This window comes from Pseudemcibacter aquimaris (assembly GCF_028869115.1).
Classification (GTDB): Bacteria; Pseudomonadota; Alphaproteobacteria; order Sphingomonadales; family Emcibacteraceae; genus Pseudemcibacter; species Pseudemcibacter aquimaris.
This window is the reverse complement of the sequence record NZ_CP079800.1, coordinates 1,552,377-1,569,224: the sequence shown is the minus strand read 5'-3', so window position 1 is coordinate 1,569,224 and position 16,848 is coordinate 1,552,377. Positions and strand designations below refer to the sequence as shown.

Below are 16,848 nucleotides of genomic sequence, written 5' to 3'. Positions count from 1 at the left end.
TCTTAATTTAACCGTGATTAACGGCGACTGTCTTTAGAACGGAAAACCCGTATAATGCTTCAAACCCCTTTTCACGGCCAAAGCCGGATTTTCCAATGCCGCCGAACGGTAATTCAACACCGCCACCAGCACCATAATTATTGATAAACAGCTGCCCTGCCTTTACGGCCTTTGCCATACGCATTTGACGGCCACCATCACGGGTCCAGACACCACTGACAAGGCCATATTCCGTACCATTGGCAATTTTTATGGCTTCTTCCTCTGTATCAAATGGAATGATCACCTGTACGGGGCCAAAAATCTCTTCCTGTGCCAGTTTATGATCATTTGAAACGTCACGGAATAATGTCGGGCGCACGTAACACCCTTTTTCGGGACAATTATCCACGATATTGCCTTGCGCTGCAATCTCAAGCCCTGCGTCAATCCCTGCTTGAATGTAACCATCAACCGTATTTTTCTGTTTCGCGGAAATCAGCGGCCCAACATCAAGATCATCCGTCGCTGGTCCGACTTGCAATGTGTTATATTTTTCCGTCATCATACCAATGAGTTTTTCATAAATGCCCCGCTGCGCGATAATGCGTGTACCTGCGGAACATGTTTGCCCCGCATTCTGAATACCCGCGCCCACAAGAAACGGTAATGCTGCATCCAAATCCGCATCATCAAAAACGATTTGTGGTGACTTTCCACCAAGTTCCAGTGTTACCGGAACGATATTATCCCCTGCCGCCTTTTGCACCAATTTTCCAACACCAACAGAACCTGTGAATGAAATATGATGAATACCCGGATGGCCGGATAATGCTGCCCCTGCCTCTGCACCGTAACCCGGCACCACATTAAGCACACCTTTCGGCAATCCCGCCTCTTCTGCAATGCGTGCGAATTTAAGGGCCGTTAAGCATGCCTCTTCCGATGGTTTAAGTACACAAGTATTCCCCATGGCAAGTGCGCCACCAACACAGCGTCCCGTGATCTGCATCGGATAATTCCACGGAATGATGTGACCGGTTACACCATGTGGTTCACGTAATGTAAAAACGGTATAACCATCCTGATACGGGATAGTGTGTCCCATAACCTTATCCGCGGAACCGCCATAAAATTCAAAATACCTGCACAAGGCAATGGCATCTGCGCGGGCCTGCTTAACAGGTTTACCCACATCATGGCTTTCCAGTTCCGTAAGCTCATCTTCATATTCTTTAAGTTTATTACCGATGTTGGTCAGGATCCGACCGCGTTCAACCGCTGTCATACGGCCCCAGTCACCGTCATAAGCGTCCTGTGCGGCCTTTACAGCGTCATCAATGTCTTTTTGTGAACCACGGGCCACTTTACACAAAAACTCACCATTTGACGGATTAATCACATCAATGGTTTCACCGCTATCGCAGTCACGCCATTCACCGCCAATGAGTATTTTTGTTGTATCAAATGAAAAATTCATGTTGTTTGTCCTTATTGCCCGTGTTAGGCGGTATTTTAGTGATCACTTTTGTAATATCCGGCGCTGCTTCAAGCAATGATTTTGTATATGGATGTTCAGGATTTTCATAAATATCGCTTGTGAACCCCTCTTCCACAATTTGCCCGTCTTTCATCACTAACACACGGTCGGTTATATTTTTCACTGTCCCTAGGTCATGTGAAATAAACAAATACGATATTCCAAGCATTTCCGATAATTTTTCAAGTAGTTTCAATATCTGATCCCGAATAAGAACATCAAGCGCCGATGTTGCCTCATCCAATAGAATAAGGGACGGTTCGGTAATCAGCGCCCGCGCGATCGCGATCCGTTGTCGTTGACCACCGGAAAATTCATGTGGATATTTATCCATGTCCGATGGTTTAAGCCCCACATGATGCAGCATCTCGGCTATTTTTAACTCTTGATCTTCCGAACTTGGTTGTTCGTCAAGCAGATAAAATGGTTCTGCAATCACACGTCTGACGGTATGGCGTGCATTAAAACTACCGTATGGGTCTTGGAACACCACATTGATATTGCGGCGCAGATCGCGCTGTCCGGTGAACTTTTCGCCGTTTATGATAATCTCGCCCTTATCAAATTGATCCACCCCAAGTATACAGCGGCTTAACGTTGATTTACCACATCCGCTTTCCCCGACAAGGCCCACATTTTCACCGCGCTTAATGGTAAAGCTAACATCATTGACCGCTCGCAGTGTTTCGTTTCCGGATAATTGATAATCTTTGCGTAAGTTTTTAATCTCCAGAATATTTTCCTGAAAATCAGCAACAAATTTTTCTTCTTTTTCATGAAGGGATGCTTTGAATAATGCCTTTGAATAATCATGACGCATATTTTCAAAAAATGTATCGGTGCTGCCTTGCTCGATCACATGGCCATCTTTCATAATCACGATATGATCGGCCACATCCGCCACGACACCAAGGTCATGGCTGATAAGCAACATGCCCATGTCGTCCTGGCGCACCAGTTTCTTAAGCAAATCCATGATTTTTGCTTGCGTCGTGACGTCAAGTGCGGTTGTCGGTTCATCGGCGATCAATAAATCCGGCGTTTGCGATATTGCAATGGCAATCACCACACGCTGTCTTTGACCGCCGGATAATTTATGCGGATATGTATTTAATGGAAACCGCGCATTTTCAAGACCAACGCGGTGCAAGGCGATTTCCGCCTTTTCTTCATATTTCTTTTTGCTTAATCCCGGTTCAACCATTTTGATTGCTTCGATGACCTGTGCACCAATGGTTTCAAGCGGGTTTAACGCCGTCATTGGTTCTTGAAACACCATGCCGATATGATTGGAGCGGTAATCACACATTTGCGCTTCTGACTTCAAAAGCAGGTCATCACCATGAAGATTAATTTCGCCGCTAAATGTTGTCCCTGACGGTAACAATTGCATCACGGCATTTGATGTCATGGATTTGCCGGAACCACTTTCACCAACGACGGCAACAATCTGCCCCATATTAACACGCAGACTTACGTCTTTTAAAATTTCCTCGCCACGGATGGATAAAGAAAGGTTTTTAATATCAAGCAGCGACATCATCATCCTTTCTTTCCTGTTTTGCGCGTTCACGCATTTTTGGGTCCAGAATATCGCGCAGTCCATCACCCATTATGTTTAAGCCCATTACCATGGCAATAATCACCAAGCCCGGCACTAACGCCAGCCAAGGCGCAAAGAAAATCATTGTTTGTGCCTCGTTTAACATCCGTCCAAGGCTCGGGTTCGGTGGCTGGGTACCAAGGCCCACATATGACAGGCTTGCCTCTGCAATTATGGCAATTGAAAATTGAATGGTTGCCTGCACAATCAGGATATTGGCGATATTCGGTAATATATGTTCATATGATATTCGTGCGGCATTTTTCCCCGCAACACGTGCCGCCATGATATATTCCTTCCCCCATAATCCAAGCGCACCACCACGGGCCATGCGGGCAAACACCGGAATATTAAAAATACCAATGGCAATGATCGCATTGATGGCGCCGGGGCCAAAAACGGCCGTAATCATGATTGCCATTAAAAGTGATGGAAATGCGAAAATCAGATCATTACCACGCATCAGCACCTCATCCATAATGCCGCCCTGTTGTGCACGTGTCGCAGCCGCCCATAACCCAAGCGGCACACCGATTAACATGCCGATACCAACGGCTACAATGGACACGGCAATGGCGTTTCTTGCACCAACCATGATCATTGAAAAAATATCGCGCCCAAAATGATCAGTCCCAAGGATATATGGAAATCCTGGCGCGGCAAATCTATTTTCAATATCAATAGCTGTTACATCAAATGGCGTCCAGATGAATGAAAGAACCGCAAGAAAAGTAAAAAATGCAGTAACCGCAAAACCAAAGCGGAAATTAAGTGGGAATGATTTGAATTTATCCAACATTATCTGCGTCCCCCATCCCGAAGACGCGGATCAACCCACGCATATGCAACATCAACAAGAAACGTTATCATCACAACCGCGAATACAAGCAGTGTTACAATTGATTTAACCACAATCAAATCACGCTGGGAAATTGCCTGAAATACTAGTCTTCCTAACCCTGGTAATGAAAAAATGCTTTCAATGATAATCCCGCCCGCCAGTAAAAATGAAAACTGAAGCCCCAATATGGTTAGCACTGGGATCATCGCATTTCTTAACCCGTGGCGCATTAATGCCTGTTTTTTGCTTAACCCCTTTGCCCGTGCAGTTCTTATATAATCTTCGTTCATGACTTCAAGAACCGATGACCGCATAACACGTGATAAAATTGCCGCCTGCGGTAACGCAAGCGAAATGGCGGGTAATGTTAACGCCCCCATTGCCGTTAAAAAACCAGCATCCCATCCTGGAAAACCACCTGCGGAAAACCAGTTAAGCACGGTTGAAAATAAAAGAACCAATAGAATTGCAAACCAAAAGTTCGGTACAGCAACACCAAATTGCGCTGTTCCCATTAACGCGGTATCAAGCGGTTTACCGTGATTTGACGCGCTAATCACACCAATTGGAATGGCGATAATGGTTGATAATGTTAACGCATAAAGCGTCAATGGTAATGAAACCATCAATCGTTCCGTGATTAATTCTGATACAGGTACCCGGTATGTGTAACTGGTACCGAAATCACCGGACATCATGCCACCAAGCCATCCCCAATAACGATCCCACGCCCCCATATTAAGACCAAGTTCCGCGCGCAACGCATCGGCCGCATCCGTATTGGTGGAAAGCCCCATCATAAAGGCGGCCGGATCACCCGGCACCACTTCGATCATAAGGAAAATGATAATGGTTGCCACAAATAACGTGATAGAAAGGGATAAAAATCGTTTCAGGAAATACTGTGTCATTCGGTATCCCCTTCGAAGTAAACATCACGGAAATCATTGGAACGGATTGGATAATCCCGCCACATTCCTTTTAATCCCTTTTTCCAAACGCCATATTTCCCCATTTGATAAAGATAGCCATTTACCGCATCTTCGGCGATTTTATGTTGTGCGATTTTATAAAAATTGCTGATTTCTGTGGGGTCTTCGCTGCGATCAATTAATCCCATTAAAAATTGGAAATCTTCGTCGTCATAACCAAAATAATAATTTGGATTGGCGTAAATGTTGATATCCATTGGTTCGACGTGCGACACGATGGTCAGGTCATAATTTTTATGACGCAGAACCTGATCAATCCATTGCGCCCATTCCATATTTTCAATTTGTAACCGTATACCGATTTTTGATAATTGGTGTGCGATTAATTCACCCGTTCGCCTTGCGTATATTGGCGGCGGTAATTTAAGGCTTGCTTCAAACCCATCTGCAAACCCTGCCTCAGACATCAATGATCGTGCTTTTTCAAGATCATGGGGATATAACCCCGTCAGATCAATGTAATCAGGATGCGTCGGTGCAAAATGGCTACCTATTGGTTCCGCATTCCCAAACATTGCACCATCAATTAATTCTTTACGGTTAATGGCATGGGCCATGGCGCGGCGTACCAATATGTTATCAAATGGCGTTTTCTTATTATTGGTGCTTAAAATGGTTTCACCAGCGGTTAATCCTACCACAACTTCATAATCAGGATCGTCATTAAATAAAAACAGGTTTTCCGGTGCAGGATAATTGGGAAAAGTATCAATGTCACCCGCCATCATCGCAGTATATGCAGAAAGCGGATCTGTAATAATTTTAAACGTCACCTGTTCAAGTTTGGCTGCAATCCCCCAATATTCATCATTTCTCGTTAGGGTAATTCTATCCCCCCTAACCCATTTATCAAATTTAAAGGGACCAGTCCCAATGGGGTTATATGCATTCCCGGAAACACTTTCTTCGGCAACAATTACCGCATCACCAAGCCCGATATTAAAAAGAAAATCCGGCTTTGGACGTTTTAAAGTAATCATCACTGTATTCGCATCAAATACGTCAATGTTGGCAATTGGTTCAAAGATATATTTTTTTGCATTGGTGGAGTTTTCCGCGCGCCCACGATTAAACGAAAATCTGACATCTTCTGCATCAAACGTGGTGCCATCATGGAACATCACACCTTTTGCAAGGGTAAATAAATAAGACCGACCATCCCGTGAAACATTCCAACTGGTGGCAAGGCCAGGAACTACATCACCATTTTGATCAATACGTACGAGCCCTTCGAATATATTACCGTATACAACTTCATCAATCGCCGCGGCTGCACCAGACGTGGGATCAAGGTTTGGTGGTTCAAGTTGCAAACCAGCATTTAAAATGGGCTTTGCACTTACAGAAAACAAAAGACACAAATATATGATAAAAGTAAAAGCATATCTCATCATCAAACACGCTCTTTCACTGCAACAATGATACCGTTACCATTTAACCTATCTACTAACTTTCTTGTTTCTGCTGATATGCCATCCTCAATATAATTTTTATTTGTACCTATGATGGATTTTAAAATTTGCGCTGCATAAAGATTAGTTTTTTCATTGGTAAAACTTAAGTGATTCTTATGCTGCGCCAATATTCCCGGCAAATGATCAGGATTATTTCCATTTTGAATTCGATAGCGATTAATTTTAAGCGTTCTTAAAACGGGTGATACACTATCTTCATCACAATACGGTCCAGATTGACCACCTCCAGAATAAATATGAAGTACTCCATTCTGATCGAGATGCAATAAACCGTCTGCTTTAGATTGTCTGATTGGTGTTGAATGGGCAAATATTGGGACTTGAAATACGAACATTGCAGCGAGCAAGGATGAACCAAATCCCCGTCTTGTAATATTCGTTTTTAATTGAACCATATATCTCGCTATCCCTGCTATTTGTGATCATAACAGTAGCGGCTAAGTAATCGATTTTAAAGATTAAAATGTATGCTTTAAGACTTTTCTTCGTCGTCTTTGGCGTCGTCGAACATTTGCTGGAATTTTTGTTTTCCAGATTCGGATAAGCCACGATATGATTCTATCAAATCTTTTTCATCAGGAATTAATGAATCATATGAAATGTCATAATTTGGTTCTTTTTTTGAAAAACGGCTTAGTACTTCCGTATAGCTCATTTGCATGAACTCGGCAAAATTACCAATTTCAGTAATTTTAAGGGATCTATTTCCGTTAATGATGTCTGATATTCTGGTGTGCGGAAGGCCAAGAGCCTCAGCAAGGTCTTTCTTCTTTTTACCCAGTTCGGCAATACGCCGAGATATCCATAAACGCTTTAAATCAGACATATACTTATAATGGACAATAAAAGACATAAATTCACGTACTAAATGTGTACTTTTTGCTTGACGTTGGAACAAAATATGTACAATATAGCAGTCATGGTAGAAAAACAGAGCAAATATTAACGCAAAAGATTTTTTTACCTCGGGCAACAAAGCGTTCAATCCTTCCCCCAATTAGGGTTGAACGCATTTGGGGGGCAGGATCCGCGGGTCCTGCCTTTTTTTATTTTAAGGCCAAAACTAGCCCAATCCCCCAAGTTTTTTTTGGTTCAAGTCTGATTTAATGAACTATTTGAACAAATTTTTCATTCGTTCAATTTTGTATGAAGCCGATTGCTGTTGCGAAGACGATGTATTGCCGGCCTGCTCCACGACAAGAAGCATTATTGCCAGCATCATAAGGCAACAAATTGTGTTTATGGCTCCTAAATACATAAGAATGTCCCCACAGGTTAAATTAGAGTTTGCTAAATATAATTACAATTTTAGTAAAACTCAAGCAAATTAACTAAAAATTAACCATATTTTTTCAATTAATTTCCGTAGTCTTTTTTGGGGGTTATTTATTCAATAAATCATATGCCGCTTTGGCCATAACTTTTGCAGAATTCACCATGTCTGCGACCTCAACATATTCATCAGGTTGATGGGCTAATTCAAGTATTCCCGGGCCATAAGCAATGCAGTCTTTAAGATTGCCAATTCGGTCAATGTGCTTTTGATCATATGTGCCGGGCGAACATACAAAATCCGCTTTTTTACCCAAAACATCTTCAATCGCTTTTGCCGTTGCCTGCACCACTGGTGCATCAATATCAGTCATACTTGGAATAACTTCTAACATATCACGAATTTCATATTTGAAACCTTCACGCGATGTTTCAAGGTTATCTAGAATATCTGTAACCTCGCCCTTAACTTGCCCCAAGTCTTCCTCAACAAGAAATCGTCTATCGATAATCATACGGCAACTATCTGGAACACATGGTGATGGTAGTCCCTCTGCCCCCTCTTCCTGGCCGCCATGAATACTATTGATATTGAGCGTCGATTGTTTCGCGCCTTCCGGCACAACTGGCATCGCGGTATGGCGTGCCGCCATTGCGGGGTATAGCTTATCTTCAAATTCAGCAACAACCGCACCCATGTGTCGAATTGCACAATCACCAAGGAAAGGCATTGATCCATGGGCAATGCGACCATGGGTTTCGATCTCTGCCCACCAAACACCACGATGGCCAAGACAAACTCGGTCGACATTCAGTGGTTCCGGAATAATAACATGATCAACACGGTCTTTCGCGAAATATCCTTTTTCAGCGAGGAAGGCCACACCACCAAGCCCACCCGATTCTTCATCGGCTGTTCCGGAAATTTCGATGGCGCCTTTTAATTCAATACCACTGTTGATTAAGGCCTCAGCCGCGATGATGGATGCCGCAAGTCCGCCCTTCATATCACAGGCCCCACGGCCATAAACTTTACCATCAATAAGTTCTGCTGCGAACGGATCTTTTGTCCAGCCGTCACCTGTTTCAACAACATCAATATGGCTATTAAAATGAACGCAAGGGCCTTTTTTGCCTGTCTCATACCTTGCGACAACATTAAACCTTGGATAGTCCGGACAATCCCCCGGCGCACCATATGCACGGATATATTCAACGGAAAAACCGCTTCCTTTCAAACGGTTACCGATATATTCCACAATCGCCTGATAATCATTTCCCGGTGGATTAACGGTTGGAAACCTGATCAAATCCTGACAAAGACGTATCAAGCTATTTTCAGATTTTTCAATATCCTGATAAACGTTATCGAGCGTAATTTCATTCATATGGTATTATCCTTGTTTGCCGCAGAAACTTATCCTTTTGCCAAATGGCATACAAGAAAATAATCTTTTTGAACGAATTTTGACCTGCGTCAAATATGTTTAACAAAAATAATTATAGAATGTATTCACAACAATTCAGGAGAGATAAAAATGTTAAAAACAATACTTGTTCCAATCGGGCATGCCGGTGGCGCGGATGAGCGCCTCGATCTTGCTATTGAACTCGCGAATAAATATGACGCCCATGTCACGGCGCTTCATATTCTGCTTCCAATGGGTGAAATGGTTAAATCCGTTCCTATCGAAGCATACAGCGGTGAAGCCTTTGATCGCTTTACACGCGAACAAGAAGAAGAAGCCGCAGAGTACCGTGCTAAGTATGAGAAAAAATTACAATCAGCCGGCGTAAGATATGATTGGTATCAACAACAAAGTGACCTGCTAACACAATTAAACCTGCACGCACGCTCAGCCGACCTTACCATTTTAAGCCAAAAAGGTGATGACATTGATGACATTCTTGGTGTCATGCATGATTTCATTATCGGCAACGGCTTACCGGTTATTGTTATTCCGACAAAAGGTGCAAATGCGGATTATAAAAATGTACTTGTTGCATGGGATAACGGTAAACAATGTGCTACTGCCGTTCACAATGCGCTGCCTATTCTTAAAGAGGCGGATAAAGTCACTGTTCTTACAATTTCAGAAGATGATAAAGATCATATTCCTGAAGCTGACATCTGCGTGAAGCTGGCGCGTCATGGCGTCAACGCAGAAGCATTAACAGAAGACGACAGCATGGCAATCGCTGACCGCATTCTTGAAACAGCAAATAAACTTGATGTGGATTTGATCGTGTCGGGTGCATGGGGTCATAGAAGACTTCGTGAAATCATTTTCGGAGGTGTTACTAAGAAGCTGCTGAGCAACCAGAAGCACTCTGTATACTTATCACACTAACTCCCTCCTGAGTGAGTTGGCGCCGCAATCTTTGAAAGCATTACGCTTGCAAGTTTGCGGCGTCTTCTTATCTGCTCAATATTTCTTTTTGAAGTTTTTCAGAAAAACTATCCTGATAGAGTTTTAAAATCTGCAAGATTTCTTCTTCGGTGATGCCATATGAGCTATCCGATCCAAGTTCATTGATGATTTCATCAATTGAGTTCGATTTTTCCGCCAGTTCAAGAATTTTCCATCGCATCATAACTCTTTAATTATGAATGAAATATTTTCTAAAAGCAATTATTCATCCTCGACGTAATCTTCTTCGAGGAAACCCTTTTCTTTCAACGTTCGTGTAAGCTTATCAACGCGGACCATCGCGATCAAAGCAAAAAGAAAACCTAATATTCCTACAAATTCCATTCTACACCCCCCCTATCAATTTAAATGTGAAATATAACCCTATTCAACAGTAACAGATTTTGCAAGGTTCCTTGGTTGATCCACATCAGTACCCTTGGCAACCGCCACATGATAACTTAAAAGCTGCACCGGAATTGCATGCAAAATCGGTGTTACAAATTCATCAAGCATCGGTAGTGCTATTGTCGCGATTGCGGCTTCGCCGTCAGTTTTTGCGCCCTCAATATCTGTAAAGAAATAAACCTGTCCTTTACGCGCAATCACTTCCTGCATGTTTGAAACTGTTTTTTCATAAAGCCGGCCGCTCGGCGCGATAACGATGATCGGCACATCTTTATCAATCAGCGCAATTGGCCCGTGCTTCATTTCACCGGCGGCGTATCCTTCTGCGTGGATATAGGATATTTCTTTTAATTTAAGTGCCCCTTCCATGGCGATTGGGTATTCAAGTCCACGACCAAGATAAATCACATCCCTCGCCTTTGCCACTTCAAGCGCCATTTCCTGGATGGCCTCATCGTGGTTAAGCACTTCTGCCATCCTTGCTGGCACTTCCGAAAGTGCTATACAAAGTCTGTTTTCTTCTTCGGCGTCGATTTTGCCTGCGGCCTTTGCATGTGCAATAGCAAAACACGCAAGTATTGCAAGCTGACAGGTAAATGCTTTTGTGGATGCGACACCAACCTCTGGCCCCGCATGAGTATGCAGAACAACATCGCTTTCTCGTTCCATTGAACTTTTGGCAACATTCAGTATCGATAAAATATGCTGCCTTTGTGATTTGGCGTACCTCAACGCTGCAAGTGTATCCGCTGTTTCACCACTTTGGGAAATAAAAATGGATAACCCACCATCATCCATCACCGGTTCACGGTATCTAAATTCCGATGCGATATCCACATCGACCTTGATACGCCCTAATCGTTCCATCCAGTATTTTGCAACCATTGCTGCATAATATGATGTACCGCATGCAATGATGGTTACATTTTTTATTTCTGCCAAATTGAATGGCATTTCCGGCAATTCAACATGTCCTTTTAACGGATCAATAAGCGTTGCTATTGTTTGACCAACCACGGTAGGTTGCTCATATATTTCCTTCATCATGAAATGGTTATAATTGCCCTTGTCAATATTACCATTATCCGTATTAACCGTGTGGATTTCACGGCTTACGACAACACCATTTTCATCAAAAACACGAACAGAGTTACGTGTAATTTCAACATGATCCCCTTCATCAAGATAAGCAATCCTGTTGGTCAGATGTGATAGTGCAATGGCATCTGAACCCAAATACATTTCCTTGTCCTGAAGTTCATTTGTTCCGTAACCAAGTACTAGCGGACTACCACGTCTTGCCCCGATCATAAGATCGTCTTCGCCTTCGAATATAATCGCAAGCGCAAAGGCACCATGAAGTTCAGATAAGGCTGCTTTTGCTGCTTCACGGGATGACATTCCCTGATCAATATAATCAGTGATTAAATGGACGATGGTTTCTGTATCCGTCTCGGTTAAAAACTGATGGCCTTTTGCACTTAATTTTTCACGAAGATCACGGAAATTTTCGATAATCCCGTTATGGACAACGGCCACTTTTTCCGTGGCATGCGGATGGGCATTTTCGGTTGTTGGCTCACCATGGGTCGCCCAACGAGTGTGCCCGATACCAACAATGCCATCTAACGTCTGATTTTCGAGAATTTCTTCAAGGTTTTTTAATTTACCCTTGGCTCTTCTACGGTCAAGAGAGTTCCCATCACATAGCGTCGCAATACCCGCGCTATCATACCCACGATATTCTAGCCTTCTTAAACCGTCAATGACACGCTCGGTTACATTTCCATCCCCGAGTATACCTATTATTCCACACATATTTCCCCCTATTTATTCTTTTTATCTTGTTGCGTAATACGGAATTTTGCCGCCCAACCACCAAGCGCACGTTGTTTGGCACGCGTAATCGCGAGCGCATCCGCTTCAACAACAGATGTAATAACACTACCGGCGCCAATGATTGCACCATCCCCAATATTTACCGGTGCCACAAGCGAACTGTTCGATCCGATGAATGCCCCCTCGCCTATATCAGTATGATATTTGAAATATCCATCATAATTACAAGTAATTGTACCTGCGCCAATATTGGCATTTTTTCCAACGCGCGCATCACCAACATAACTAAGGTGGCTTATTTTTGCGCCTTCTTCGATGTTGGCTTTTTTAATTTCAACGAAATTCCCGACTTTTACCTTTTTACCGATATTCGCATTTGGTCTTAAACGTGCGAATGGCCCGATTGATGCGCCTTCGTCCACTGTTGCGCCTTCGATATGTGTGAATGCATTAATGGTCACATTATCAGCAATTGTTACACCGGGTCCAAAGAATACATTTGGCCCGATAACAACGTCTTTTCCAACTTTTGTATCATAGGCAAAATAAACCGTATCCGGGTCAAGCATTGTGACACCTTCGGCCATAAAATGATTGCGCTTTGATTGTTGGAATTTTTTCTCAACTGCAGCAAGCTCGCTTCGGCTATTAATCCCGGTTACCTCTTCTTCGTCCGCATGCACAACGGCACATTTTAAATTTTTACTGCCTGCGATTTCCACAAGGTCGGTTAAATAATATTCACCCGCTGCATTGTCATTTGAAACAGCATCAAGCATTTCAAATAAATATTTGCCGCTTACGGCCATAATGCCGCTATTACATAATTTAATCGCGCGCTCTTCTTCGTTTGCATCTTTAAATTCAACGATTGCATCCAAACCACCGTTTTCATTCACTTTTAAGCGACCATATGCCTTTGCATCATCTGGTGTAAAGCCAAGTACAACGACATCTGCATCCGTATTAATCATGTTCCGCATAGTATCAACGGATACGAGTGGCACATCCCCATAAAGAACAAGTACACGCCCCGTAAAACCACTTAGGGCCTCGCGGCTCATTTGAACCGCGTGTCCAGTTCCAAGCTGCGGTTCCTGAACAACCACTTCAGCCTGATCACCAACAGAATTTTCAACTTGTTCCTTATCGGCGCCAACAACAATCACTTTTTTATCTGGATTAAGCACATCAACATTATCCAATAAATGATGCAGCATTGGTCTGCCGCCGATTGGATGAAGTACTTTATGCTTACTTGATTTCATTCGTGTTCCTTTGCCTGCGGCAAGGATCACAACAGCGATGTCATTATTGGACATTGGTTCTTATTATCCCCGTATTTTTTATTCTATGGCTTTTCATTTTGGCAACATAGTGCCATAACATTAACCAAGACTGAATATAATATAAAAATAATGGATTTAGTAATAAAAATGCTTAATAAAAAACCAAGTGCCATTCTTTTCGATCTTGATGGAACAGTTGCTGACACTGCACTTGATCTATCGGCCACATTAAATCACATTCTGAAGAAAAACAGCCGCGATGAAATCGAAGATCACCTAATCAGAAACATGGTTGGTCAAGGGGCAAAAGCATTGATCATGAAAGGCTTTAGCCATACCGGCGACGCGCCAGATGAAAATTGGCTTGAAGAATTATTTCATGAATATCTTGATTATTACTTAAATCACATTTCTGATAAAACAGTATTGTTCCCCGGTATTTTGGAAATGCTTGATATTTTAAAAGGGCAGAATATACCACTTGCGATCTGCACAAATAAAAACATCCAGCTAACCCATGCCTTACTCGATGATTTTAACATCAAACATTATTTTGATGCCGTGACGTGCGGTGATAGCTTTTCTTATAAAAAACCGGATCCAAGACATCTATTTTCCACATGCGAATTAATGAATGCTGATCCGAATGAAGCGATTATGGTTGGCGATAGCATTAATGACATATTAGCCGGTAACTCTGCAGGCATGCTTACCGTTGGTGTTACATTTGGTTATACTGAAACGCCGGTTACAGAGCTGGGGCCTGATATTGTTATCGAGCATTTTGATGAAATGATTGATGCAATCAATGCTCATAAAAGATAATATTTAGGCAAATATGAAACTTATGTTACAAACTCGACATTGGCATAGTCATTATATAGCATGTGCCAGTTTTTGAGATTAAAGAATGATGTTAACTAGAAAAATTAAAGCACTTCCCTATCTTATTCCGTTTTTTGTTGCGATATCCTATTTACATTATGATGGCAGCATAGATCTTCTTTCGGTGATTATACTTGTTGCAACAGCTTTATTTTCTCTTTTCTTTTTAAGTAAGAGTTCTTCCAGAAGAAATCCGGAAACATTGATCGAATATGAAAATTCACCATCAATTTTCGTTGATATTCTTGAAAACCTGGCCGATCCATTTTTAATTCTTGATGAAAATAAACTGATTATCATGGCGAATAAATCCGCGACCGAAGTTTTTGGTGCAGATATATTAAGGCAGGATGTATCCGATTACTTAAAAGATGCAGAAGCCCTAAATGCTATTACTAAAGCCATCGAAACCGGCAGCTCCAACACCATTGAGTATGCAACGCCAGGGCCAAAATCGAAAACATTCCTGTTAAGAATTCACGTACTGGAAAATGAATCTGATGATGATATGGATCCAATCAGAACATTATTCCTTGGAATTTATGACATCACAAGCGTACGAGAAGCAGAAAGAATGCGTGTCGACTTTGTTGCAAACGTAAGCCATGAATTAAGAACACCACTTGCCTCTATTCTTGGGTTTGTTGAAACATTGATGGGACCAGCAAAAGAAGATCCTGTTGCAGCAGAACGCTTCCTTACCATCATGCGCAATGAAGCCAATAGGATGACACGACTGATTGAAGACTTGTTATCCCTTAGCCATATTGAACGTGACGTTCATATTCCACCAGAAGAAAAAGTATCCCTGGTAAAAACCATTGAAAATGTGATCGAGACGCTCAACATCCGTCTTGATAAACGAGAAATTACAACCGTTTTTAATTTTGACCCTGACCTTGATGTAATTATTGCTGATCGCGATCAACTGACACAAGTGTTTCAAAACCTGATTGATAATGCCATTAAATATGGCAGTGAAAAATCAACTATAACTGTTGGCATCGCAAAAGTGGTCGATGTAAAAGACCAAAAAGAATACGCACAAATTGAAATCACAAACGAAGGACAAGGTATCGCCCCTGAACATATCGAACGTTTAACTGAACGCTTTTACCGTGTTGATACAGCAAGATCACGCAGTCTTGGCGGCACTGGTCTTGGCCTTGCAATTGTTAAACATATCATCCAACGACACGAAGGAAACCTTCACTTCCGCAGCAAAGTTGGTGAATATACGACGGCCATCGTTAACCTACCTGTTCAAAGAAATTAAACAAAACTGTCATATATCTGTAACAATGAAATGCCATATTCCGCTCAAGGTAACTTATAGTATTATAACTAATTTTGGTATATATTGAACGTAATGACAGCTAAAATACTTATTATTGAAGATGATCCTAGCATCACTGAACTTATCAGATACAACCTTGAGCAAGAAGGATATTCTGCTCATATTGAAATGGATGGTGAAGAAGGATTACTCAGTGCAACAGCAGAACTTCCTGATCTAATTTTATTGGACTGGATGCTTCCTAACCTTTCAGGCATTGAAATTTGCCGCCGTTTAAGACGCGACAAAAACACGCAAAATATTCCGATTATCATGCTTACGGCAAGAAGCGAAGAAACAGATAAAATTCGCGGACTTGATACTGGTGCGGATGATTATGTATCCAAACCATTTTCCCCGAAAGAATTAATCGCACGCGTTAAGGCAATCCTCCGTCGCATAAGACCTGCTTTAAGTGAACAGACGCTTGAATATGCAGGTATTATTATGGATCTTTCCTATAGAAAGATTATGCGTGATGGTGAACCGATTCATCTGGGCCCTACAGAATTTAATATTTTAAAGTTTTTCATGGAAAACCCACGCCGCGTGTTTTCACGTGAACAGCTGCTTGATATGGTTTGGGGTAATGATATTTATGTAGAATCAAGAACGGTTGACGTGCATATCAGACGCCTTAGAAAAGCATTGAACGTTAATGGAAAACAAAACATTATCAGAACGGTTCGTTCTGCTGGATACTCTCTAGACGAAGATACTTAAAAATTCAAAAAAAATGTTTAAACACTAAACTGAAGCCGGACTTTTCAACAGAAGAGTCCGGTTTTTCTATATCTACTAACTGACAACAATTTTCGGGAAAAGATAAGTTGGCTGGGGTGGCAGGGATCGAACCTGCGATCACGGGATCAAAACCCGGTGCCTTACCGCTTGGCTACACCCCAGCAATCAACTGTTTGCCTTAAGGTGGTGCGAACATAGTGATTTTCTTCACAACATGCAATACGTTTTTCACTA

The 16,848-nt window shown here is 42.2% G+C and carries 16 protein-coding genes and 1 tRNA gene; 4 read left to right on the top strand and 13 right to left on the bottom strand.

The window, feature by feature from the left end; translation table 11 throughout:
• Positions 1-7: 7 nt before the first annotated feature.
• The 8 genes from KW060_RS07535 to KW060_RS07500 form a co-directional block, all read right to left on the bottom strand.
• Positions 8-1,459 carry an aldehyde dehydrogenase family protein gene (locus tag KW060_RS07535; protein WP_249034199.1) on the bottom strand — a complete coding sequence of 484 codons (1,452 nt, stop codon included), beginning with the start codon at positions 1,457-1,459 and terminating at the stop codon, positions 8-10.
• Positions 1,443-3,059, bottom strand: a complete 1,617-nt coding sequence (locus tag KW060_RS07530) for a dipeptide ABC transporter ATP-binding protein (RefSeq protein ID WP_420833183.1) — start codon at positions 3,057-3,059, stop codon at positions 1,443-1,445. The genes KW060_RS07535 and KW060_RS07530 overlap by 17 nt, the downstream gene beginning before the upstream one ends.
• Positions 3,046-3,921, bottom strand: coding sequence for an ABC transporter permease (locus tag KW060_RS07525; protein ID WP_249034197.1), 876 nt, complete (start codon positions 3,919-3,921; stop codon positions 3,046-3,048). The genes KW060_RS07530 and KW060_RS07525 overlap by 14 nt, the downstream gene beginning before the upstream one ends.
• Positions 3,921-4,874 (bottom strand): ABC transporter permease, encoded by a 954-nt coding sequence (locus KW060_RS07520; protein WP_249034196.1) that lies wholly within the window; start codon positions 4,872-4,874, stop codon positions 3,921-3,923. The genes KW060_RS07525 and KW060_RS07520 overlap by 1 nt, the downstream gene beginning before the upstream one ends.
• A complete protein-coding gene (locus KW060_RS07515) occupies positions 4,871-6,349 on the bottom strand; it encodes an ABC transporter substrate-binding protein (protein WP_249034195.1) in 1,479 nt (492 codons plus the stop codon). The genes KW060_RS07520 and KW060_RS07515 overlap by 4 nt, the downstream gene beginning before the upstream one ends.
• Positions 6,349-6,825: a hypothetical protein gene (locus KW060_RS07510; protein ID WP_249034194.1), complete on the bottom strand. Its 477-nt coding sequence runs from the start codon at positions 6,823-6,825 to the stop codon at positions 6,349-6,351. Before KW060_RS07510 ends, KW060_RS07515 begins: the two co-directional genes overlap by 1 nt.
• A 77-nt stretch (positions 6,826-6,902) precedes the next feature.
• On the bottom strand, positions 6,903-7,415 hold the full coding sequence (locus KW060_RS07505; RefSeq protein ID WP_249034193.1) for a helix-turn-helix domain-containing protein: 513 nt from the start codon (positions 7,413-7,415) through the stop codon (positions 6,903-6,905).
• 397 nt (positions 7,416-7,812) lie between these two features.
• Positions 7,813-9,090, bottom strand: a complete 1,278-nt coding sequence (locus KW060_RS07500) for an acetylornithine deacetylase/succinyl-diaminopimelate desuccinylase family protein (protein ID WP_249034192.1) — start codon at positions 9,088-9,090, stop codon at positions 7,813-7,815.
• A 150-nt stretch (positions 9,091-9,240) separates the two neighbouring features.
• Between KW060_RS07500 and KW060_RS07495 the strand changes: the two genes are divergently transcribed.
• Positions 9,241-10,053, top strand: coding sequence for a universal stress protein (locus KW060_RS07495; protein WP_249034191.1), 813 nt, complete (start codon positions 9,241-9,243; stop codon positions 10,051-10,053).
• Between the two features lie 67 nt (positions 10,054-10,120).
• Here the strand turns inward: KW060_RS07495 and KW060_RS07490 are convergent, their stop codons facing one another.
• Genes KW060_RS07490 through glmU form a run of 4 tightly spaced genes read right to left on the bottom strand, consistent with a single transcriptional unit; the run spans position 10,121 to position 13,682 of the window.
• Positions 10,121-10,294, bottom strand: a complete 174-nt coding sequence (locus KW060_RS07490; protein WP_249034190.1) for a hypothetical protein — start codon at positions 10,292-10,294, stop codon at positions 10,121-10,123.
• A 41-nt stretch (positions 10,295-10,335) separates the two neighbouring features.
• On the bottom strand, positions 10,336-10,458 hold the full coding sequence (locus KW060_RS07485; protein WP_274757334.1) for a hypothetical protein: 123 nt from the start codon (positions 10,456-10,458) through the stop codon (positions 10,336-10,338).
• Positions 10,459-10,497: 39 nt separating this feature from the next.
• Positions 10,498-12,339, bottom strand: a complete 1,842-nt coding sequence (gene glmS / locus KW060_RS07480; protein ID WP_249034189.1) for a glutamine--fructose-6-phosphate transaminase (isomerizing) — start codon at positions 12,337-12,339, stop codon at positions 10,498-10,500.
• An 8-nt stretch (positions 12,340-12,347) separates the two neighbouring features.
• On the bottom strand, positions 12,348-13,682 hold the full coding sequence (gene glmU, locus KW060_RS07475; protein WP_249034188.1) for a bifunctional UDP-N-acetylglucosamine diphosphorylase/glucosamine-1-phosphate N-acetyltransferase GlmU: 1,335 nt from the start codon (positions 13,680-13,682) through the stop codon (positions 12,348-12,350).
• Between the two features lie 114 nt (positions 13,683-13,796).
• On the opposite strand from glmU, the gene KW060_RS07470 reads away from it, so the two are divergent.
• The 3 genes from KW060_RS07470 (at position 13,797) to phoB (ending at position 16,593) form a co-directional block, all read left to right on the top strand.
• A complete protein-coding gene (locus tag KW060_RS07470) occupies positions 13,797-14,474 on the top strand; it encodes an HAD family hydrolase (RefSeq protein WP_249034187.1) in 678 nt (225 codons plus the stop codon).
• An 85-nt stretch (positions 14,475-14,559) separates the two neighbouring features.
• On the top strand, positions 14,560-15,810 hold the full coding sequence (locus KW060_RS07465) for a sensor histidine kinase (protein ID WP_249034186.1): 1,251 nt from the start codon (positions 14,560-14,562) through the stop codon (positions 15,808-15,810).
• Positions 15,811-15,903: 93 nt separating this feature from the next.
• A complete protein-coding gene (gene phoB / locus KW060_RS07460; protein WP_249034185.1) occupies positions 15,904-16,593 on the top strand; it encodes a phosphate regulon transcriptional regulator PhoB in 690 nt (229 codons plus the stop codon).
• A 108-nt stretch (positions 16,594-16,701) separates the two neighbouring features.
• On the opposite strand, the gene KW060_RS07455 is transcribed toward phoB, so the two are convergent.
• A tRNA-Gln gene (locus KW060_RS07455) sits at positions 16,702-16,775 on the bottom strand.
• Positions 16,776-16,848: the final 73 nt, after the last annotated feature.

What these genes read in the sequence shown, in the direction of transcription:
- KW060_RS07535 (WP_249034199.1), bottom strand. Translation starts at nt 1,459, where the DNA reads ATGAATTTTTCATTTGATACAACAAAAATACTCATTGGCGGTGAATGG.
- KW060_RS07530 (WP_420833183.1), bottom strand. Translation starts at nt 3,059, where the DNA reads ATGTCGCTGCTTGATATTAAAAACCTTTCTTTATCCATCCGTGGCGAG.
- KW060_RS07525 (WP_249034197.1), bottom strand. Translation starts at nt 3,921, where the DNA reads ATGTTGGATAAATTCAAATCATTCCCACTTAATTTCCGCTTTGGTTTT.
- KW060_RS07520 (WP_249034196.1), bottom strand. Translation starts at nt 4,874, where the DNA reads ATGACACAGTATTTCCTGAAACGATTTTTATCCCTTTCTATCACGTTA.
- KW060_RS07515 (WP_249034195.1), bottom strand. Translation starts at nt 6,349, where the DNA reads ATGATGAGATATGCTTTTACTTTTATCATATATTTGTGTCTTTTGTTT.
- KW060_RS07510 (WP_249034194.1), bottom strand. Translation starts at nt 6,825, where the DNA reads ATGGTTCAATTAAAAACGAATATTACAAGACGGGGATTTGGTTCATCC.
- KW060_RS07500 (WP_249034192.1), bottom strand. Translation starts at nt 9,090, where the DNA reads ATGAATGAAATTACGCTCGATAACGTTTATCAGGATATTGAAAAATCT.
- KW060_RS07495 (WP_249034191.1), top strand. Translation starts at nt 9,241, where the DNA reads ATGTTAAAAACAATACTTGTTCCAATCGGGCATGCCGGTGGCGCGGAT.
- KW060_RS07490 (WP_249034190.1), bottom strand. Translation starts at nt 10,294, where the DNA reads ATGCGATGGAAAATTCTTGAACTGGCGGAAAAATCGAACTCAATTGAT.
- KW060_RS07485 (WP_274757334.1), bottom strand. Translation starts at nt 10,458, where the DNA reads ATGGAATTTGTAGGAATATTAGGTTTTCTTTTTGCTTTGATCGCGATG.
- glmS (WP_249034189.1), bottom strand. Translation starts at nt 12,339, where the DNA reads ATGTGTGGAATAATAGGTATACTCGGGGATGGAAATGTAACCGAGCGT.
- glmU (WP_249034188.1), bottom strand. Translation starts at nt 13,682, where the DNA reads ATGTCCAATAATGACATCGCTGTTGTGATCCTTGCCGCAGGCAAAGGA.
- KW060_RS07470 (WP_249034187.1), top strand. Translation starts at nt 13,797, where the DNA reads ATGCTTAATAAAAAACCAAGTGCCATTCTTTTCGATCTTGATGGAACA.
- KW060_RS07465 (WP_249034186.1), top strand. Translation starts at nt 14,560, where the DNA reads ATGATGTTAACTAGAAAAATTAAAGCACTTCCCTATCTTATTCCGTTT.
- phoB (WP_249034185.1), top strand. Translation starts at nt 15,904, where the DNA reads ATGACAGCTAAAATACTTATTATTGAAGATGATCCTAGCATCACTGAA.